The 18,481-nt window shown below is 62.7% G+C and carries 18 protein-coding genes; 11 read left to right on the top strand and 7 right to left on the bottom strand.

All coding sequences use genetic code 11. The features are described from left to right. Positions 1-64: 64 nt before the first annotated feature. From DES45_RS19740 to DES45_RS19730, 3 genes are read right to left on the bottom strand one after another with little or no spacing between them, the layout of a single operon-like run. On the bottom strand, positions 65-952 hold the full coding sequence (locus tag DES45_RS19740; protein ID WP_114771773.1) for an NAD(P)-dependent oxidoreductase: 888 nt from the start codon (positions 950-952) through the stop codon (positions 65-67). A gap of 9 nt (positions 953-961) precedes the next feature. After that, complete coding sequence (locus tag DES45_RS19735) at positions 962-2,290, bottom strand: FAD binding domain-containing protein (RefSeq protein WP_342633537.1); 1,329 nt, start codon at positions 2,288-2,290, stop codon at positions 962-964. Positions 2,291-2,302: 12 nt separating this feature from the next. Beyond that, positions 2,303-3,358 (bottom strand): Gfo/Idh/MocA family protein, encoded by a 1,056-nt coding sequence (locus DES45_RS19730; RefSeq protein WP_245571802.1) that lies wholly within the window; start codon positions 3,356-3,358, stop codon positions 2,303-2,305. Positions 3,359-3,571: 213 nt separating this feature from the next. Between DES45_RS19730 and DES45_RS19725 the strand changes: the two genes are divergently transcribed. Both DES45_RS19725 and DES45_RS19720 read left to right on the top strand, forming a co-directional pair. After that, entirely contained in the window at positions 3,572-4,036 is a 465-nt protein-coding gene (locus tag DES45_RS19725) for a DMT family transporter (protein ID WP_114771769.1), read from the top strand. Between the two features lie 133 nt (positions 4,037-4,169). After that, positions 4,170-4,802: a LysE family translocator gene (locus tag DES45_RS19720; RefSeq protein ID WP_114771767.1), complete on the top strand. Its 633-nt coding sequence runs from the start codon at positions 4,170-4,172 to the stop codon at positions 4,800-4,802. 49 nt (positions 4,803-4,851) lie between these two features. Here the strand turns inward: DES45_RS19720 and DES45_RS19715 are convergent, their stop codons facing one another. Beyond that, positions 4,852-5,808 (bottom strand): cyclase family protein, encoded by a 957-nt coding sequence (locus tag DES45_RS19715; protein ID WP_114771765.1) that lies wholly within the window; start codon positions 5,806-5,808, stop codon positions 4,852-4,854. Positions 5,809-6,057: 249 nt separating this feature from the next. Next, complete coding sequence (locus DES45_RS19710) at positions 6,058-6,984, bottom strand: TRAP transporter substrate-binding protein (protein ID WP_114771763.1); 927 nt, start codon at positions 6,982-6,984, stop codon at positions 6,058-6,060. A 487-nt stretch (positions 6,985-7,471) separates the two neighbouring features. On the opposite strand from DES45_RS19710, the gene DES45_RS19705 reads away from it, so the two are divergent. The 6 genes from DES45_RS19705 to DES45_RS19680 are packed head-to-tail and all read left to right on the top strand — an operon-like array spanning position 7,472 to position 13,394. Continuing rightward, positions 7,472-8,434 carry a Bug family tripartite tricarboxylate transporter substrate binding protein gene (locus tag DES45_RS19705; RefSeq protein ID WP_114771761.1) on the top strand — a complete coding sequence of 321 codons (963 nt, stop codon included), beginning with the start codon at positions 7,472-7,474 and terminating at the stop codon, positions 8,432-8,434. Positions 8,435-8,444: 10 nt separating this feature from the next. Next, positions 8,445-8,915, top strand: coding sequence for a tripartite tricarboxylate transporter TctB family protein (locus DES45_RS19700; protein ID WP_114771759.1), 471 nt, complete (start codon positions 8,445-8,447; stop codon positions 8,913-8,915). A gap of 12 nt (positions 8,916-8,927) precedes the next feature. Then, on the top strand, positions 8,928-10,415 hold the full coding sequence (locus tag DES45_RS19695; protein ID WP_114771757.1) for a tripartite tricarboxylate transporter permease: 1,488 nt from the start codon (positions 8,928-8,930) through the stop codon (positions 10,413-10,415). After that, positions 10,412-11,344 (top strand): NAD(P)-dependent oxidoreductase, encoded by a 933-nt coding sequence (locus tag DES45_RS19690; RefSeq protein ID WP_114771755.1) that lies wholly within the window; start codon positions 10,412-10,414, stop codon positions 11,342-11,344. Before DES45_RS19695 ends, DES45_RS19690 begins: the two co-directional genes overlap by 4 nt. 12 nt (positions 11,345-11,356) lie before the next feature. Continuing rightward, on the top strand, positions 11,357-12,229 hold the full coding sequence (locus tag DES45_RS19685) for an NAD(P)-dependent oxidoreductase (RefSeq protein WP_114771753.1): 873 nt from the start codon (positions 11,357-11,359) through the stop codon (positions 12,227-12,229). Between the two features lie 16 nt (positions 12,230-12,245). Then, positions 12,246-13,394 (top strand): MFS transporter, encoded by a 1,149-nt coding sequence (locus DES45_RS19680; protein WP_114771752.1) that lies wholly within the window; start codon positions 12,246-12,248, stop codon positions 13,392-13,394. 19 nt (positions 13,395-13,413) lie between these two features. Here the strand turns inward: DES45_RS19680 and DES45_RS19675 are convergent, their stop codons facing one another. After that, complete coding sequence (locus DES45_RS19675; protein ID WP_114771750.1) at positions 13,414-14,418, bottom strand: NAD(P)H-quinone oxidoreductase; 1,005 nt, start codon at positions 14,416-14,418, stop codon at positions 13,414-13,416. Positions 14,419-14,535: 117 nt separating this feature from the next. On the opposite strand from DES45_RS19675, the gene DES45_RS19670 reads away from it, so the two are divergent. Further along, complete coding sequence (locus DES45_RS19670) at positions 14,536-15,171, top strand: MarC family protein (RefSeq protein WP_114771748.1); 636 nt, start codon at positions 14,536-14,538, stop codon at positions 15,169-15,171. A 286-nt stretch (positions 15,172-15,457) separates the two neighbouring features. Then, on the top strand, positions 15,458-17,101 hold the full coding sequence (locus DES45_RS19665) for a Na/Pi cotransporter family protein (RefSeq protein ID WP_114771746.1): 1,644 nt from the start codon (positions 15,458-15,460) through the stop codon (positions 17,099-17,101). Positions 17,102-17,203: 102 nt separating this feature from the next. Here the strand turns inward: DES45_RS19665 and DES45_RS19660 are convergent, their stop codons facing one another. Next, positions 17,204-17,410, bottom strand: a complete 207-nt coding sequence (locus DES45_RS19660; RefSeq protein WP_114771744.1) for a DUF1127 domain-containing protein — start codon at positions 17,408-17,410, stop codon at positions 17,204-17,206. 133 nt (positions 17,411-17,543) lie between these two features. Here DES45_RS19660 and gcvA point away from each other — a divergent pair, with 133 nt between their 5' ends. Next, on the top strand, positions 17,544-18,473 hold the full coding sequence (gene gcvA, locus DES45_RS19655; protein ID WP_114771742.1) for a transcriptional regulator GcvA: 930 nt from the start codon (positions 17,544-17,546) through the stop codon (positions 18,471-18,473). The last annotated feature ends 8 nt before the right edge of the window (positions 18,474-18,481 follow it).

The following is an 18,481-nucleotide window of genomic DNA, read 5'->3' as shown; positions in this document are numbered from 1 at the left end:
TCAACTAGACTGCGGGCAGCCATCGCTGTCAAGCCGGGGCGCTGTTCCTCAGGCTGCGGGCATTTCAATCGGAGGAACGGGTCGCCCAATAGGCGGGAATGCTTGAGCCGTCCCGCTGTCCCCATCCGGAGCGGCTTGCCTCGTCGTATATCGCGAGCGTTCGTTCGACCAGCGGCAGTTCGATGCCCCGCATCTCGGCTTCTGCCAGCATGGTACGGAGATCCTTCCGGATCGAATCGATGTCGAAGGAGGGGGCAATGAACTCTTCGCCCGTGAGGGCTTGAGCGATCGCTCGGCTTCGTACCTTCAGGACGTTTGCTCCGCCTGACGAGTCGGCGAAGATGTCCATCATCGCGGAGGGATCGAGACCGATATGACGGCAAAGGGAATAGGCCTCTCCCAACGCCTGATAGAAGACGAGCAGGGGAAGGTTGATGGCGAGCTTCATGCTCGCTCCAGCCCCAATCGGGCCGACATGGTCAAGGCGGCGGCAAAGCTGCTCCAGGATCGGGCTGGCGCGGGCAATGTCCTGCTTCTCTCCGCCGATCAGGCCAATGAGCTTCCCGGTCCTTGCCGGACCGGTGGTGCCTCCGACAGGGCACTCCACAAAGGCCGCACCGGCTTTTCGCACATCGACTGCAAGCTTGATTTCAGTCTCCGGCCGGACCGTGCTCATGTCGATCACGAGCTTGTTCGCCAGACCGGCCGAGAGCAGCCCCCCGGGGCCACGGTATACCGCATCGATCGCATCAGCGTCCGTCAGAATCGTGATGATGACATCCACCTTCTTGGCCAGTTCCGCTGGGTCGCTTGCTTGCTCCGCGCCAGCTGCAGCGACCGGCGCCAGCTTCTCGGGGCTGCGGTTCCACACCACGACGTCTCGACCGACCTCCAGCAACCGCTCCGCGATTGCCGTACCCATGCGTCCCAAGCCAGCGATGCCGATCTTCATGGTTTTTCCTCACATAGTCGCCTGAACACGTTCTGCCTGACCAAAATCGGCCCCATGCAGGAAAGTCAGCAGCGCGGTTTCGTTCATCACGGCCTCCGGGGTCTGGTGACGTTCTGCAAGTTGCCGCTCCTCCAGCGATTCAAAACGTGTCCTCATATAGGAGCCAAGACGCCGCGCCTGATCCACGATCCGGCGTCCTATCGCGAGCCTTTCCGCCTCGAAGCGGTTGAGGGCGCTCTCGACATCCACTTCCGTCGAAAGTGCTTGCGCAAGTGCCATTCCATCGTGAGCTGCCTTTGCGACGCCGCCGCCGACGTGTGGCCGGGCGACGAAGGCTGCATCCCCGATCAAGGCAACGCGTTGGAATGCCATCCGTGGACTCTCAAGATCGTAGATTGGTTGCAGGAATGGTTGTTCCGTCACCCGAAGGAGCTCACGGAAAGGAGGGGCCAGAACACGTTCGCCGTGGCTGCGCATCTCCCCGATGGAGCGGGCTGCGATCAAGGGCGGCGGTATGGAACCGGAGTGGGTATGGCCCCTCTCGTCCGTGAGAAGCCTTCGCAGTTCATCACTCTCGTCGGCAGGGCGGTACCAGACGAAATTGTAGCGGCGGTGGCCTTGCCGGAGATCGTTGCCTGCTCCTGCGACAGGATATCCGAGCATCTGCTCCCCGGGAGGCAGGCAGAAGGCGAAATAGGGAAAGAGGTCCTGAAGAGCCGCTTGAGGCAGGGCGCTCTCCTCGACCAATCCTCGCCAGGCGACGTATCCCGCGTAGACGGGCCGAACATCGGGGAGAAATTGCTGTCGAACCGCGGAGCGGATGCCGTCCGCACCGAGGAGCAAATCGCCCTCCATCGAGGACCCGTCCGCGAAATGGGCAGTCACTCCGCCCGAATGCTCCTCGATCCTGACAAGTTCCTTGCCCTGGTGATATCGCTCCGCCGGATAGGCGTTCCGCAGCATCTGAAACAGATGGTTCCAGGATGTCGCAATCTGCGGACAGCGATAGCGGCCGATGACATCTCCGTCGATGCCAAGGGTTCGGCGCTCCTCGATCGGAACGCCTAAATCGTCTCCGGGGTGGATCCCGACCAGCGCCAGAGTCTCGACAAGTTCAGGATGCGTCACAATTCCCGCTCCGCGCCCGGACAATTCCGCGGTGACACGCTCGAAGACGTGCGTGTCCCAACCGATGCGCTCCAGAAGCAAGGCCGCGAACAGTCCTCCCATGGAGCCGCCGATGATGATTGCGCGACGCTTTTGAACCGGCATGGGCTCTCTCCGCTTCAGGATAACGTCCTGCAGCAAGCTTTTGCTGCATAAGGCGCCCGAAGGCACCCTCCATGCTCCTCAGATCGTCTCGATCAGGCCGCTCGCAACCGAGCGGGAGATCGCCTCGAATGTTCGGACGTTGGCGATCATCTCATCGTGCGACACGGGGTATGGCGCTGTGCCGATGATCGCTCCGGCGAAGCTTTCGAGATTGTCCCGGACAGCCGGATGCGGCGCAGCAAAGACCGTCTCCGGCTCCCCGCCACGATGAACGGTCGTAACATCCCAGCCCGTCGGGTTCTCGGGATGGGTCCGATCCCGAATCTCCATCCATCCCTTCGAGCCATAGACTGCCATACGTCCGACGAACGGCGTCGCAAGAATCGCCGAGAGAAGTGCGGTGGCGCCGTTCTGAAAGCCGATGGTGATGGCGAGCGTGTCCCCATTGGCGAACGAGCTTCCGCGGGTCGACAATCGCGCCCAGACTTCCTTCGGCTGCCCAAAAATCGCGATCGACAGATCGACGAGATGAATTCCGGTTGCCGAAAGCGGTCCAACGGGCGACTCAGCCGGAGAAAGACGCCAGTTATCCGGCGGCAATGCGAAAAACTTGTCCTGGCTGAAATTCGCTTCGATCTGGAGTGCCGTGCCGAACTCGCCTGCTGCAAAGCGATTGCGGAGATCGATGACGGACGGCTCGAAGCGCCGCTCATGTCCGATCCCGAGCTGGACTCCGGCCTCCCGCACAGCGGCGACCGCGCGCTCGACATCCGCCCCTGTCGTGCAGAGCGGCTTTTCGCAGAAAACGTGTTTTCCGGCTCTGGCGGCGGCCACGATCTGATCGGCATGGAAGCGGTGGGGCGAGCAGAGGACCACGGCATCGATGCTCGGATCCTCAAGCGCGTCTTCAAACCTAGCCGACGTCCTCAGCCCAAACTCAGAAGCAACCTGTCGGCCGCCCTCGAGAGGGTCGATGCCGAGAACCGGTCGGATCACATCGCTCTTTGATAGATCACGTGCGATCGTGCGCCCCCACCAGCCGAGCCCGATGATCGCTGCGTTGACCATCCGAGGCTGGCTTCCCGTGCGCGCCCCAACCTGGTCGAGAGCTTTTGCTTGCTGCTCAAAATCCATTCCGCTGTTCCTCCCTCGAGCGTCCGTCGCATCTCACTTCCGAGGTTCCACCGAGCCGTTCACGGCTCAAGCTCCCTGGGGACGCGGACTACACGACGCAACCGTTGACCGAAGCATTGCACATAGTGCATTTATCATGTGAAAAATAAAGGCGGAGCAACTATCCCTCCTGCACTTTATTGATGGAGTTCAGATAGAGCGGGGGCATTGGGCATGATGGACGGGTCGATCGCGAAAATCCCCCTGATCCTTGTCTGCGTCGTTCTGGGCATCTTTCTCACATGGCAGGGCCCGGTGAATGCCGAAGCCGCTCGCCGCCTTGGATCTCCAGCGCTGGCAGCCGTCCTTTCGATCGGCATGAGCGTGATTCTCGTCGTCATCTTCGCGCTGTTCACCGTGAAAGATAAACCGGATTGGTCACATGCAGCGACGGCGCCATGGTGGACTTGGATAGGCGGCATTACGGGCGCTGTCTTTGTGGTTGGAAGCCTCTTGGTCGTCCCAAAGACGGGAAGCGTGCTATTCCTGCTCTCCGTCATTTTGGGGCAGATGATCGGAGCTGTCACGGCGGACGGCTTCGGACTCTGGGGCCTTCGAGAGACATCGATCAGCCCAATGAAGATCCTGGCGATGCTCCTCGTTCTAGCAGGCGCAGTCACATTTCATCTCGGTGAATAGCGGCCGGAAACCGGCCGGGCTGGCAACCGTGCAATCTTGTCCGGGTGCGGGCCGGAGGGCATAAGGGTGTTGCCCGGTGGTTTTGCGCTCGCTTCGGTTTGGCACGCGTCATCGGCAGGCTGAGAGGTTCGCCATGCCTGAGGTCTCCAATCTGTTGGCTTTCGGTCTCGTCGCGCTGGGCATGGTGCTGACGCCCGGTCCCAACATGATCTATCTCGTTTCGCGCTCGATCTGCCAGGGAAGGGCGGCCGGACTCATTTCGCTCGCGGGCGTGGCGCTCGGATTCGTCGTCTACATGCTCTGTGCCGCTTTCGGCATCACCGCTCTGGTCCTCGCGGTTCCTTATGCTTACGACGCACTACGCATAGGTGGAGCGCTCTACCTTCTCCATCTTGCCTGGCAGGCGGTTCGACCGGGAGGCCGGTCTCCCTTCGCGGTACGCGATCTCCCGCAGGACAGTCCGCGACGGTTGTTCCTCATGGGTTTCGTGACGAACCTGCTCAATCCGAAGATCGCCGTCATGTACCTGTCGCTGCTGCCGCAATTCGTCGATCCTGCCGCCGGCAGCGTACTAGCTCAGTCGATCGTGCTGGGCTCGCTGCAGATCGCCATCAGCGTGACGGTCAATACGGCGATCGCCTGTGCAGCAGGTTGGATCGCCGTGTTCCTGGCAGGGCGCCCCGTCTGGCTCGGTGTCCAAAGGTGGCTCATGGGAACCGTATTGGCCGCTCTGGCCGTACGAATGCTCGCCGAGGTCCGGCGCTGACGACGTGCTGTTGGCAGAACGCCGTCCGTGCGGCCGATGTCATGAGTGCCTACTTGATGGCCTGGGGATTGATCGGCGAGCCTGCGCCGCCCGGAAGATGGAGCGGCGGTGCGATGAAGAAGAACTCGTAGACACCGTCTGCGGCGCAGTCCTCGGCGAGTTCCTTCAGATAGAAGATCTCGCCCATCGAAATCCCGATCGCTGGAATGACTACCCAGTGCCAGGGCTGATTGGCATCCCTCGTTTCGTTCGGGCGCACCTCGCACCCCCAGGTATCGGAGCAGATCGCCGCGATGTCCTTCTCCCGGATCCAATAGCAGGTCTCGAAAGCGAAGCCGGGCGCATCGCCACCCGCGTAGCCCGACCAATCGCCCTTGGCGAGGCAGCGCTCCTGATGGCCCGTCCGCACGATGACGAAGTCGCCTTTGCGGATCTCGATGCCTTGGGCTGCCGCACACCCTTCGAGATCGTCGTTGGTGATGCCATAGCCGTCATCGAGCGAATCGACACCCTTCCAGCGCGCGACATCGAGCAGAACGCCACGTCCGACCATCTTGTCGCGAACGTTCTCAATTCCGAGCTTCTTCGCACCCCGGGCGTCGACCAGCTTCGCGTCGTATCCGTTGTACATCTTGTCGTCGAGGAAGATGTGGCAGAGCGCATCCCACTGGGTCGAGGCCTGGCACGGCATGTTGATGGCGTCGTCCGCATAGCGGAGATAAGGCGCAGGATCGTCCTGGTTGCCGGATGCAGCGTCCGTGCCCGTTGCCAGCATGGTGTGGATCGGGTTCCAGCGTCCCCCGAAGAGCCCGGATTGGATAGGTTCCTTCAACGACAATCCGAGAGCGAAGGCCTTGCCTTTGCGGACCAGCTTCGCGGCCGAAACAATGTCCTCCGGGGAGACGTTGTTGAGGGTCCCGATCTGGTCGTCCTTACCCCACCGCCCCCAGTTGGACAGCTTGTCGGCAGCCTCGTAGATGGCGGCGCGGTTCACGGATCGCGGCATGAGCTTCCTCCCATTGCTCTTATTTATCGATTGAAAAACAAAAAAATTGGAGTGTCAATGCAAGTGATCCATCTCGCTCGCGGAGGATACGGCGACGAGGTGTGGGCTATTACCTTCGATCGAAGGGTTGGGACGCCGACGCTGCGCGACAACGAGGCGTGATCCAGCCGGACGTCGCCAGACGCGGTGGGCCCATATGGATCGTCTCATGGCGCCACGGCATCGATGCCTCAGGAGCAAATCTGAGCGTCAGTTCAAAGGGACGAACGTCCGGTCTCCGAAATAGGCCCTCATGAGCGGCTGATCGATCTCCGCCATTGCGGCGGCGAGGACGGGAGCCGCCATACTCCGGAAGTCCGCCATCTGGAGATCATCCGGAGAGACGATCTCGACGCCGAACTCCAGAAGCCGGGACAGGACGATCCGATCCTCCTCCAGGGCGAGCTGACGCTGCATCCGTGTCGCGGCTGCGGCGGCTTGGGAGAGGGCAGTGGATACGTCCAGCGGCAGTGCCCTGAACCAAGAGGCACGACAGACGAGCAGAGCGACACCGAAGATGTGTCCGGTGAGGCTGAGATGCCGGTGGTGTTCGTGAATCCCGAAGTTCAGCATGTTTGTCAGGGGATTTTCCTGAGCATCGACCGTCCCGTTCACGACGGCCTGACGGAGCTCGCGGACGTCCGTCACCACCGGGCGAAATCCGAATGCGCGAAGGGTCCTTTTGTATAGCTCGTTGTCCAGGGTTCGGATGACGAGACCGGAGCAATCCTCCGGAGACCGAATGGGCCTCGTGCGGTTCGATATATGACGAAGGCCATTGTCCCAGAAGCCGAGGACGTGCAAGCCTGTCATCCGCTCGATCTCATGTGACAAAATCCGTCCGGCCTCGCCATCCAAGGCCTGATGTGCCGCCAAGCGGTCTTGAACCGTAAGAGGCAGGTCGAGAACCGCGAGCGACGGCACGCGAGCGGTCAGGTAGCCGGATGCCATGTAGCAGATCTGCGCATCCTCGCTCTCGACACCGGAGAAAAGAGCCTTCGCCGCTTGTCCGGCCGCCGTCACATCCTCCTGAACCTGTGTTTCCCAACCCTCCGAGGAGAGACGGCGGGCGAGGTCATGGAGACCGCGCGTGTGAACCGATGCCGGCCCCTGATATCCTGACAGACGAATCTGCATGCTCTGCCCTCGCGCTGGCCGTTCGCAACAACGGCTGTGCTACATTGCTTGGTGCGCCCTGCCGAGTCATTGCGTCCATTATAATATCTGCTGTTTGTAATCTGTTTTCGTGATTCATCGCTCCTGGTTCGACCGCAGAGAAGCCTGTGTGAGATTCCCCGAAAGTCTTTGGCAACACTGATCTTTTAGGAAATGACCGCAGGCTCCTGATTGCGCGGGCATTGGGTTCAGGAAAGGACATCACGAAGCGAACCGGGTCACTGAACAGTCGTTCGCATTTCGCCGCGCAGATCCAGTGGCACTCAACAATTGACATCCGGTTGAACGGCAACGCAATCTTTTCCGCGGCTCCGGAGAAGCAGAACTTCTGCACCGCGCGAGCCCCAAAAATCCGAAGCGTGTCCGAGCCCACGCCAGGCCGGACCGATCAACCTCCTCACCATCAAAGCAGGAGGAACAGAAGAACGACCAAAGTGGAGGAAGGTCAATGAAGTTGGCAAGCACGTGCGGCATCGCCGCAGTCTCTGCACTTGCAGCGGTTCTTTGCTGGGGCACGGCATCGGCGCAGGAGTTCCCGAGCAAGCCGATCACGCTGATTATTCCCTCAGGGGCGGGCGGATCGCACGACATGACGGCACGTGCCGTCACGAGCGTCGCCAATGAGTATCTCGGACAGCCGATCATCATCCAGCTCAAGCCGGGCGGGGGTGGAGCCATCGGATCGGATCAAGTCGCCAAGGCCGCACCGGACGGGTATACGATCCTGTTCGGGGGACCCAACTGGAGCACGACTCTTCCGGCCGTGGAAGGACGCTCGAAAGGGCCGAACGATCTCGATCCGATCTGCCGCATCAACTACAGCCCCGTCATGGTCGCGGCGAAGCCCGACGCTCCCTATAAGACGTTCAAGGAGATGATTACCTGGGCGAAGGCCAATCCGGGCAAACTCGTGTTCGGGAATGCAGGCCCCTGGAGCCAGGCCGATCTCACCTGGAAGCAGATCTCGAAGATCACCGGGATCGAGAGCCGGAATGTTCCGCATGATGGAGGCGGACCTTCGACCCTCGCGCTTCTCGGCGGACATGTCGATGTCGCCATCAATCCGACCACGACCTTCATCTCCTACATTCAGTCGGGCAAGCTGCGACCGCTCGCTGTTCTGGACGATGAGCGTGACCCGAGCTTCCCGGACGTTCCGACCGCGAAGGAAGAGGGCGTCGACGTGGTCTACTATCTCTGGCGCGGAATGCTGGCGCCGAAAGGTACGCCTCGTCCTGTCATCGAGAAGCTCGCCGATGCTTGCAAGAAGATGACCGAGGACAAAACCGTTCAGGCGATGATCAAATCCTTCGGCGACCGCATTCAGTATCTGGGGCCGGACGAGTTCGGGAAGGTCTGGCGCGCTGAATTCGAGCTCCACAAGGAACTTGGTACTTCCCTGAAGAAGTAAGGGCCGGACCGTGCAGCATCGTGGCCTCAAGTCCGGCGATTTGATCGCTGGAGGGTTCTTTCTCCTGCTGGGTCTGGGAGCAATCGTCGGGGCGGTCCAGCTCCAGATCGGAACACCGAGCGAGCCGCAGCCGGGATTCTTCCCGTTCCTGGGAGGCGTCGGGTTGGTCGTCCTCTCATCCCTCCTGCTCGTTCAGGACTGGCGCGGGCAGAGCTCGGGTGGCGAGCCGTTCGTGGAGGTGCGACGACCACTGCTCGCGACCGTGGGCTTTGTCGCCTTCGTCGTGATGCTCGATCCTCTTGGCTACGTGCTCGCGACCGCTGCACTCTCGGTCGTGTTGCTCTTGGTCCTGGGTGTCCGTCTCGGACTGCGGTCTCTGCTGCCGGCCGTCCTTCTGTCGATCGGCAGCTATCTTCTCTTCGATCGGATGCTGGACGTGCCGTTGCCGGAGGGAATTCTCGGCGCATTGTTCGGTCACTAGAGGCACGCGAGGATGTTGGAAAATCTTGCCAGTGGATTCGCCGTCGCGCTGTCTCCCTGGAACCTGGCTTATGCGGGCTTCGGCGCCGTCCTCGGAACCGCGATCGGTGTGCTGCCGGGGCTCGGCCCTCCGGCGACCATTGCCATGCTGCTCCCGCTGACCTACGGCATGGAGCCGGTCTCGGCCGTGATTATGCTCGCGGGTATTTTCTACGGAGCCATGTATGGCGGGTCGACCACCTCGATCCTCCTCAACATTCCGGGTGAAGCCGGCTCCGTCGTCACCTGCCTCGACGGATACCGGATGACGCGGGCCGGACGAGCGGGTGCCGCTCTGGGCATCGCGGCGATCGGTTCGTTCATTGCCGGTACCCTTGGAGTGCTCGGCCTGTCGCTCATCAGCCCGATCCTGGCGGATTTCGCACTTCGGTTCGGACCTGCCGAGTATTTCTCGCTCGTTCTCCTCGGCCTCACCATGGCGGTCTACCTCTCGGGCGGCTCTGCCCTGAAGGGCCTTGTCATGACCGTTCTCGGGCTTCTCCTTGGGACCATTGGTTTGGATCCCGTGTTCGGGGCAGAGCGCTTCACCTTCGGAAGTTCGAACCTGACCGACGGACTGGATTTCGTCGTCGTCGCCATGGGTCTGTTCGGGATCGCGGAAGTTCTCAGCAACTTGGAGTCTCCGGAGCAACCGGTTGCCGTGAAACCTGGAATCAAGAGCATCTTCCCGACGCGGGAGGATTGGAAACGGGCCTGGGCTCCCATCGCCCGCGGATCGTTCTTCGGTTTCTTCATCGGCATTCTGCCGGGAGGAGGGGCCATCATCAGCTCCTTCGTGTCCTATGCGGTGGAGAAGAAGATCTCCAAGCACCCCGAGCAGTTCGGTCACGGCGCCATCGAGGGTGTCGCCGCCCCGGAATCCGCCAACAATGCGGCGTCGGTCTCGTCGTTCATCCCGCTTCTGACGCTTGGCATTCCTGGCAATGCCTCGATCGCCATGATCCTCGTGGCGCTCATGATCCACGGCATCAGGCCAGGGCCGCAGCTCATCGCGGAGCATCCGGACATTTTCTGGGGCGCCGTAGCTTCCATGTATCTGGGCAACGTCATGCTGCTCGCGCTGAACCTGCCGCTCGTCGGGCTCTGGGTGAAGCTCCTGCAGGTGCCGTACAGCCTATTGGCTCTCGTCGTCGTGGTGATCTGCGTCGTCGGGGCCTACAGCGTTCATAACTCCACCTTCGACGTCGGCGTCATGATCGGGTTCGGGATCTTCGGGTACCTGCTGCGCAAGACCGGGTTTCCGGCCGCGCCCCTGGTTCTCGCAATGATCCTCGGTCCGATCCTGGAGCGCTCGCTTCAGCAGGCTATGATCAGCTCCGCGGGAGATCCTTTGATCTTCGTTCAGCATCCTCTGTCGGCAGCGCTGCTGGGAGTGGCGGCTCTCGTTGCTCTCACGCCGCTGCTCAGCCTCATGCGCGGAGGTTCGACGAAGCCGGCATGACGAACATGCGAGATGTGGGCGTCATTGGCCTTGGCCGCATGGGAGGAGGCATCGCACGGCGGCTGGATGCTGCCGGCCGGCTCGCGGGCGCCTGGGACGTAGGCGAAAGCGCCAGGGCCAACGCCGGGTTGTCGGATCAGGTTGCGTTTGCCCCACCAGCCGAGCTCGCCCGGGTGTGCTCGGCCATTCTGTTCGTCCTTCCGGGCAGCGCCGAAATCGAGGAGTGCCTGAGTGGACCGCAAGGCATCCTCTCGATGGAGGCCCGAGGCCAGGTCCTGGTGGATCTCACGACCTCCCATCCGGAGGCGACGAAGCGTCTTGCCGCCATCGCGGCGGGCCACGGCCGGGCCTATCTTGATGCCGGAATGACGGGTGGGGCGCAGGCGGCGGATCAGGGGCGGCTGACACTGATGACGGGGGGGCGCGCGGCAGACCTCGACCGCATCGGGCCGGTTCTCGACGTCGTTGCGGCACGGGTCTTTCATCTCGGCCCCACCGGCTCCGGGCACATGATGAAGCTCGTGCACAACATGATCTGCCACACCATTTTCCTCGCGACGAGCGAAGGCTGCCGCATGGCGGAACGCGCAGGCATCCGCCTGTCGGATGCGGTGGACGTGCTGAATGCGGGCAATGCACGGAGCTTCATCAGCGAGGCACGGTTCCCGAACCACATCATCTCTGGAACGTTTGACGGGCGCTCTCCGGTCTCGAACCTGGCAAAGGATCTGGCCATGGCAGTCGAGATGCAGCGGGAGATGAGCTTCTCGGGCCACTACGCCCTGCTGACGGAGCGCCTCCTGTCCCGTGCGCTGGCTCATGGCATGGCGGATCGTGACTTCACGACGCTCTATCGGGTCATGGAGACCTTGATGGCGGAAGAGGCCTTCGGGGCGTCCGCGTCCGATATCCCGGCGCCAGCCGTCTAGAGGGGAGATCCAATGCCGCAAGCGATCGGCCTGATCGGACTTGGCCTCATGGGGAGCGCTCTGGCGCAGCGTCTGCTGAACGCCGGATTTCCGGTTGTCGGATTCGACCTCGATCCGGCAAAGCGCCGGGCCCTCGAGGAGATCGGGGGCATGCCCGCACCCTCGATCGGCGCAGTTGCGGAGAGATGCGATACCGTTCTGATTGCAGTCCTCACCGGAGAGCAGGTCGCGGAGGTGATCGAAGGCGAGGGGGGCCTCCTCACGGCCGACCGGCACCTGACCATTTTCTGCACCGCGACCTGCGACCCCTCGACCATTGCCGCAATTGAGGACCGTGTCCGAGACGGTGGTTCGTCGTTCCTGGACGCGCCGGTCTCAGGGAGCAGCGGTCAGGTCGCCAAAGGCGAAGGTCTTGGGCTGATCGGCGGCGATCCGGCCGTAGCCGAGCAATGCCGGGAGGTTCTCACCGCGATCTACCCGCGACACGTCCATGTCGGCGCAGCAGGTGACGGGAGCAGGGCGAAGCTCGCCATCAACCTTGCGCTCGGCCTCAACCGGCTCGCGCTTGCGGAGTCCCTTGCCTTCGCCGAACGCATCGGCCTCGATCCGTCGCGTTTCCTGTCCATCGCCCGTGAGTCCGCCGCCTATTCGCAGATCATGGACGTAAAGGGGCAGAAGATGTTGGAGGGTGATTTCACCCCGCAGGGCAAGATCGTCCAGAGCCGGAAGGACGTCCATTTGATCCTCCAGGAAGCCAATCGTGCCGGTCAGCGTCTGCCGTTGGCCGAAGTGCTCCTGGGTGTCCTGGAGGGCTGTATGTCCAACGGGGAGGGCGATTGGGACAACTCCGCCGTGATCCGGGAAGTGCGAAGGCGCCGTACATGAGCCTTCCAGCCGGACGATGAACCGCCTCGCCGCGACCCTGGGAGCCTGCGCGTTTGCAAGTGGCTTTGGCATCCGGATCGTCGACCCGATGGTTCCTATGCTGTCCGCGGAGTTCGGCGTCTCTCTCGCCGCAACCTCGTTTCTCGTCACGGCCTTTGCGCTCGCATATGCCTTCGGTCAGCCCATCCTTGGGCCGGCAGGGGATTCCTTCGGCAAGATGCGCCTGATCCTCCTGTGCGGGAGTCTCGTGACCGTCCTCCTCGTCCTCTGCGCCCTGGCACCGAGCTTTCCGTCCCTTGCGGTTGCGAGAGGGATATCGGGCTTCGCAGCGGGGGGCATCATCCCACTGGCGATCGCGGCCTTGAGCGACAGCGTGGAGGCATCGGAGAGGCAGGTGGCGCTGGGCCGCTTCCTGATCGCGTCGATCCTCGGCCAGATGCTGGGGGCGACAGCGGCCGGGATCGTGTCGGCCCTCCTCGGATGGAGGGCCGTGTTCCTCGTCACGGCCGTCCTCATGGGAATGGCGACAACAATCGCGCTCCGGGCGCTTCCCAGGGAGAAGCCCGAGCGGACAGGAAGCGCGCGACGTCCGATCTTTCGCTCCTATGGAAGGATCCTATCGGCCCACCGGGCCCCATTGTTCTTCGCCATGGTCTTCATCGGCGCGACCGTCGCATACGGGACGTTCCCGTTCGTGGCGGCCATTCTTGCGGCACGCTTCGGGACCGGCGCCTTCGAAGCCGGTCTCGTGCTAGGCGGGTTCGGCCTCGGCGGCGTGCTCTATGCGCTCACCGTTCGGAGCATCATCCGCGTTCTCGGACCAACGAGGATGAGCCGCATCGGCGGGCTCGGCAGCGGCCTTGCACTGGTCATCTTCGCGTTTCCTTTGCCCTGGGCATGGAACGTGGCATCCTTCATGATGCTGGGGCTCTGCTATTTCATGCTCCACAACAAGTTTCAGACCCATGCGGCCGAGCTCGCGCCCGGAGCGACAGGCTCCGCCGTCGCGCTCTTCGCGTTCTGCATCTTCGCCGCACAGGGAGCCGGCCCCCTGATCGTCGGGGGCGCACTCGCGGTCTTGCCGGTCGGCGGCGTCCTCGTCGTGATGGCTTGTCTCATCACGGGCGTGGGCTTTCTCGCGCCGCGCCTCCTTTTCAGGAACTAGGCACCGGAGCGGACGAAAGTCATGCGCGGCGCACCTCGAGGAGGATCTTGCCCTGGTGGGCGCTGGACTCCATCAGCTCATGGGCTGCCCGGGTCTCCTCGAGCGGGAACGTGGCATGAATGACGGGCCGCACGCGTCCGGCTTCGAGGAGCGGCCAGACGTTCTGGCGCAGTCCATCCGCGATGGCGGCCTTGAGCGCGACCGAACGGGGCCGCAGCGTCGATCCCGTGACGGTGAGGCGCCGCACCATGATGTGCCTGAAGTCGATCTCGGCCTTGCTCGACTGCAGGAAGGCTATCTGCACCAAGCGCCCCTCGACGGCCAGGACCGAGATGTTGCGGGCGATGTAGGATCCGCCGACCATGTCGAGGATCACGTCGACCCCGCGCTTGTCCGTCACACGGCGGATCTCCTCGACGAAATCCTGTGCCCGGTAGTCGATGGCCTCGTCGGCGCCCAGCGAGCGGCAGAACGCGCATTTTTCCGGTGACCCTGCGGTCGCGTAAACGGTAGCACCTGCCGCCTTGGCGAGCTGGATCGCAGTCGATCCGATTCCGCTCGAGCCTCCATGGACCAGGAAGGCCTCACCGGCCTTGAGGCGTCCCCGCGTGAAGACATTGTCATAGACCGTGAAGTAGGTCTCCGGAACGCCGGCAGCTTCGAGGAGAGACAATGGGCCTGGAACCGGCAGGCACAAGGCCTCGTCCGCGATACAATATTCCGCATAGCCGCCGCTGGAGAGGAGGGCGCAGATCTCGTCACCCACATTCAGGGACATGACCCCTTCGCCAAGCGCGACGACCCGGCCGGATACCTCCAGCCCCGGGATATCGCTTGCTCCAGGCGGGGGAGGGTAGGCACCCGCGCGCTGGATGCAATCGGGGCGGTTCACGCCCGCAGCCGCCACCTCGATCAGGACCTGACCGGGTCCTGGACGAGGAACCGGAGCGTTTTCGAGCCGAATGACCTCGGGGCCGCCTGCACCCTCGAAACGGATCTGTCGCATCGTCTCCGGAATTGCCATCGCGCGAAACCCTCCTGCTCGTGAAAGCGCCGTTGCTCGACCCGGTTGTGCCGCCTGCCTCATCGTGGCGCAAGCTTCCCGACCTAAAGAGGTCCAACAGCAAAATGGAACAGTCGCATGTTGGACGATCAGAATCTCATCGTGAACCAGTTCTTCACGCTTTGGGCCATGCTCGACCCGATAAGTCATCTGACGCTGTTCCTTGGGGCAACCTCGGAACTGGAGCGTGCCGATCGGCGGCGCGCCGCCGTGATGGCCGTCGTGTTCGCGTTCTTCATCCTGCTGTTCTTCGGCATCGCCGGTCAGTTCGTACTCCATGCCATGGGCATATCGCTCATCTCGTTCCAGATCGCGGGCGGCATCATCCTGCTCCTGTTCTCGCTCACGATGGTGCTCGGCGAACCTCACGCGGCGGCGAAGTCGCCCTTGGAGCCTGCCGGCACCGCGCTCAGTACGGCAATCTATCCGCTCGCGACCCCGATCATCGCCGGTCCCGGGGCCATGCTGGCCATCATCATCCTGACCGACAACAACCGGTTCACGATCCCCGAGCAAACGGTCACGTTCGCCGTCCTTGGTGTCGTTCTTGCGATGATGCTGGTGATCTTCCTCCTGGGAGACGGAATTGGACGCCTGATCGGCCGGGGCGGCACGAATGTCCTACGCCGGATCATGGGCGTGATCCTCGCGGCCTTGTCCGTAAACCTGATCATCAACGCTTTCGTCGAGTGGCTGCACCTGCCGGCGGCCTAGAGCATCGGACCCAAAAGTGGACTCCACTTTTGGGATCGATTCCGATGCTCCACTTATTTAGCGGCGCATCGTTCGTGCGGAAAACCGGGTCCACTTTTCCGCACGATGCGCTAGCGCTGCCGCACGCCCCAACCCGAGCATGACCTTGGGTGAACCCTGATTTCACCCTCCAATCGGGAAAGAATCGGCGTACGATCGCATAATTAGCCGGCAACCTGATTGCGGGATCGTCACAGGCGGACTAAGCAGATCGATCGAGTTTCCGGCCCGCCACTTAGAGGAATGAATGTCTGCAACCTCCGTCTTGATCCACCTCCTCGGTGAGATTGCCCTGCTGCTGTGGGGTATCAACATGGTCAATAGCGGAGTTCAACGGGCCTTTGGGAGCGATCTGCGCTGGATTCTCGGCGTGGGGCTTCGGACGCGGCTGCGGGCCTTCCTGGCCGGCGTCGGGGTGACGACGGTGCTTCAGAGCAGCACCGCCACCGCCCTGATGGTGGCATCTTTCACGGCCGGGGGCGCCGTGGACCTCATCCCCGCACTGGCGGTGATGCTCGGCGCCAATGTCGGCACGACCCTGATCGTCCAGGTGCTTTCCTTCGACATCACCCTGATCTTCCCGTTCCTGATCTTCGGCGGGTACATGGCGTTCCGTCGAGGTTCCACGAGCAAGGCGCGGGATCTCGGCCGGGTCACCATCGGCCTCGGCCTGATGCTGCTCTCGCTGCACCTGCTCTCCGAAACGATTCACCCCATCGAATCATCGGTCGTCTTGAAGAGCCTGCTCGCCGCAATCGCGCCCGACCCGCTCATTCTCGTCATGCTCGCTGCCGTTCTGGCATGGGCCGCGCATTCCAGCGTCGCGGCGCTCCTGTTCATCATGTCACTGGCGAGCGCCGGCGTGATCGATCCTCACTCGGCGCTCGCGATGGTGCTCGGTGCCAATCTGGGCAGCTCGCTCAATCCGCTGCTGGAGGGTACCGGCGGAGACCCAGTCAAGCTGCGGGTGCCGTTCGGCAATCTCGCGATGCGGCTCCTCATCTGCGCGGCGACCCTTCCGCTCATCGATCTGCTCCTGCCCTACCTGAACCTGATCGATTCGAACCCGGCGAGGCTCGCGGCCAACTTTCACACGCTGTTCAACCTGGCCGTGGCGGCGATCTTCATCCTGCCGCTGCCATGGATCGCCACGCTGCTGCTCAGGCTCTTTCCGGAGAAGGTCCGCGCATCGGACCCCGGCGTCCCCCAATATCTCGACACGGACGCCCTGGACACCCCTTCCGTGGCCCTGTCGAACGCGGCGCGGGAGGTGCTGCGGATGGCCGACACGGTCGAGACGATGCTACGAGGGTCGCAGGACCTGTTCCATCAGGACGACATCAGCCGTGTCGGAGCGATCAGCCAGACCGACGACGTGGTCGATCGCCTGTACTCCGCCATCCGCCGCTATCTCAGCTCGATCAATCACGAGGCCTTGAGCGACGAGGAGGCGAGACGGCTGTCCGACATCCTGGCCTTCGCCATCAACCTCGAACACATCGGCGACATCATCGACAAGAACCTAATGGAGCTCGCCGCCAAGCGTATCCGGAACCATCTGCGCCTGCCCAAGGACAGCCTGTCGGACATCGACAACATGCATGCCAAGCTCCTGGAACACCTTCAGCTTGCCGCCTCGGTGCTGATGTTCCAGGACCTCAACTCGGCCCGCCGACTCGTGTCCGAGAAGGAGCGTTTCCGCGATCTCGAGCGCACCATCACGCAGCGCAATCTCGAGCAGCTGCGTTCGGGGAAATCCATAGGCGACACGAGTGCGCTACAGCTCGACATCGTGCGCGATCTCAAGCGCATCGAAGCTCATATCGCCGCAACCGCACACTCGCTCCTCGAGCATAGTGGCGAGCTGAAGCCCAGCCGCCTGACCTCCTAGAGCCTTCGCGGAACCGGAGGTCCGCTCGGACGATGCTTCCGGCTTAAGAGAATGCATCGGGCCGGACCCGAAAAGGCGATTTCACCGGTCGCGTCCGGCGCCTCAGCGCCAGCCGTTGGCTCGAAGGGCGCGCCAGTCTACGTAGCGCAGCTCCTCATCGAGGCCGATGTCACGGCGCTGGTGGTCGGAGAGGTGGCTCAAGTTGGCGATTATCGGCCGGCGGGGAATCGGTTCCCTGTTCAGCCAGAATTTCAGGCGCAACCAAACGCCGTCGACGCCGCGGAGGCGGCGGACATCATCGTATTTCATGACAGCCTACCGATTTCTATGGGCCGCCGAGGCATTCCGTCCTCGGCCCGTGCTGTTTCAAGGTGCTCCCATTGCGGCGCCTTGACAAAGCGAAAGCCGGAGGGCTGGCATAAGCCAACCTTATGGATCATCCATGTCCAGACTTCCCCCCATGAGCGCCATCCGTGTCTTCGAGGCGGCGGCGCGCCATCAGAGCTTCACCCGCGCGGCCGAGGAACTCGGCATGACGCAGGCTGCCGTCAGCTATCAGATCAAGATGCTGGAGGATCGGGTCGGAGCACCGCTGTTCACGAGGCTGCCGCGGCAGGTGGTGCTGACGGCCAAGGGACGACAGCTCGCGCCGGCGGTGACGGAAGCCTTCGAGGCACTGCGGGACGCATTCGACGGGCTGGAAGAGGCGGTCCAGTCCGTCCTGTCGATCACCACCCTGACCACATTTGCATCCGCCTGGCTCGTTCCCAGGCTGGGCCGCTTCCAGCAGCTTCACCCGAACATCGCCGTTCAGATCGATATTTCTACGCAAGTCATCGACCTGGCGAAGAGCGATTTCGACATCGCGATTCGGAGCGGGACCGGCGACTGGCCCGGGGTCGAGACCCACCTTCTGTTCCCGAACCAGTTCACCCCGGTCTGCAGTCCCGACCTGATCAGGACGGTGGATCTGCGGGAACCGGCGGACCTTCTGAAGCTGCCGATCCTGACGCCGAGCGACCCATGGTGGCGGGACTGGTTCTCGGCAGCAGGCCTGCCGGATGTGGATCTCTCCGACCGGCCCGACAATTCGCTGGGTGCGCAGCAGTTCGAAGGCATGGCCGCCATGGCGGGGCAGGGGCTCGCCATGGTCAACCCTTATTTCTTCCCCAACGATCTCGCGGCAGGCCGCCTGGTCCAGCCGTTCGATCTGGTCGTGACGGCGGACCGAAGCTACTGGCTCGCATACCCGAAAGCCCGTAGGCGTTCGGCCAAAATCCAGGCCTTCCGGGATTGGGCCCTGAGCGAGGTGGCGGGGGACCTCGAAAAGGCTATGCCGCAGATCGGCGGGGTCGCAGCAGCGGGCGGTTAGGCAGAGGC

Origin of the sequence: Microvirga subterranea, from assembly GCF_003350535.1 — a bacterium.
GTDB lineage: Bacteria > Pseudomonadota > Alphaproteobacteria > Rhizobiales > Beijerinckiaceae > Microvirga > Microvirga subterranea.
Note: the sequence above shows the minus strand (reverse complement) of the source record. Positions and strands in the feature narration are given on the sequence as shown.

What these genes read in the sequence shown, in the direction of transcription:
- DES45_RS19740 (WP_114771773.1), bottom strand. Translation starts at nt 952, where the DNA reads ATGAAGATCGGCATCGCTGGCTTGGGACGCATGGGTACGGCAATCGCG.
- DES45_RS19730 (WP_245571802.1), bottom strand. Translation starts at nt 3,358, where the DNA reads ATGGATTTTGAGCAGCAAGCAAAAGCTCTCGACCAGGTTGGGGCGCGC.
- DES45_RS19725 (WP_114771769.1), top strand. Translation starts at nt 3,572, where the DNA reads ATGATGGACGGGTCGATCGCGAAAATCCCCCTGATCCTTGTCTGCGTC.
- DES45_RS19720 (WP_114771767.1), top strand. Translation starts at nt 4,170, where the DNA reads ATGCCTGAGGTCTCCAATCTGTTGGCTTTCGGTCTCGTCGCGCTGGGC.
- DES45_RS19715 (WP_114771765.1), bottom strand. Translation starts at nt 5,808, where the DNA reads ATGCCGCGATCCGTGAACCGCGCCGCCATCTACGAGGCTGCCGACAAG.
- DES45_RS19710 (WP_114771763.1), bottom strand. Translation starts at nt 6,984, where the DNA reads ATGCAGATTCGTCTGTCAGGATATCAGGGGCCGGCATCGGTTCACACG.
- DES45_RS19705 (WP_114771761.1), top strand. Translation starts at nt 7,472, where the DNA reads ATGAAGTTGGCAAGCACGTGCGGCATCGCCGCAGTCTCTGCACTTGCA.
- DES45_RS19695 (WP_114771757.1), top strand. Translation starts at nt 8,928, where the DNA reads ATGTTGGAAAATCTTGCCAGTGGATTCGCCGTCGCGCTGTCTCCCTGG.
- DES45_RS19690 (WP_114771755.1), top strand. Translation starts at nt 10,412, where the DNA reads ATGACGAACATGCGAGATGTGGGCGTCATTGGCCTTGGCCGCATGGGA.
- DES45_RS19685 (WP_114771753.1), top strand. Translation starts at nt 11,357, where the DNA reads ATGCCGCAAGCGATCGGCCTGATCGGACTTGGCCTCATGGGGAGCGCT.
- DES45_RS19680 (WP_114771752.1), top strand. Translation starts at nt 12,246, where the DNA reads ATGAACCGCCTCGCCGCGACCCTGGGAGCCTGCGCGTTTGCAAGTGGC.
- DES45_RS19675 (WP_114771750.1), bottom strand. Translation starts at nt 14,418, where the DNA reads ATGGCAATTCCGGAGACGATGCGACAGATCCGTTTCGAGGGTGCAGGC.
- DES45_RS19670 (WP_114771748.1), top strand. Translation starts at nt 14,536, where the DNA reads ATGTTGGACGATCAGAATCTCATCGTGAACCAGTTCTTCACGCTTTGG.
- DES45_RS19665 (WP_114771746.1), top strand. Translation starts at nt 15,458, where the DNA reads ATGTCTGCAACCTCCGTCTTGATCCACCTCCTCGGTGAGATTGCCCTG.
- DES45_RS19660 (WP_114771744.1), bottom strand. Translation starts at nt 17,410, where the DNA reads ATGAAATACGATGATGTCCGCCGCCTCCGCGGCGTCGACGGCGTTTGG.
- gcvA (WP_114771742.1), top strand. Translation starts at nt 17,544, where the DNA reads ATGTCCAGACTTCCCCCCATGAGCGCCATCCGTGTCTTCGAGGCGGCG.